Annotated in this window: 1 protein-coding gene; it reads left to right on the forward strand. The window is 34.1% G+C overall.

The window, feature by feature from the left end; translation table 11 throughout:
- Positions 1 to 270, forward strand: a 270-nt coding sequence (locus HMPREF3239_RS10125) for a capsid assembly scaffolding protein Gp46 family protein (protein WP_176747965.1), incomplete at both ends; no start/stop codon positions are given.

The following is a 270-nucleotide window of genomic DNA, read 5'->3' on the forward strand; positions in this document are numbered from 1 at the left end:
GACCGTCTAGCTAGAGAAAGAAGAAAATCTGATGAGCGTATTAAAGACGCTAGTCAAGAAGCTGAAAAACTGGCCAAGATGAATAAAGACCAAAAAAGCCAATATGAGATAGAAAAACTTTTGAAAGAGAATGAAGCATTAAAAGCTGAAAAGGCATTATCTCAAATGAGAAATGAAACGCGTTCAATGCTTAGTGAATCAGGTGTAGAAAATTTTGATGATCAAATCATTAATGCATTAGTGAACTCTGATGCTGAAACAACAAAGAAA

The sequence above is a fragment of the Staphylococcus sp. HMSC34C02 genome, assembly GCF_001838705.1.
GTDB classification, from domain to species: domain Bacteria; phylum Bacillota; class Bacilli; order Staphylococcales; family Staphylococcaceae; genus Staphylococcus; species Staphylococcus borealis.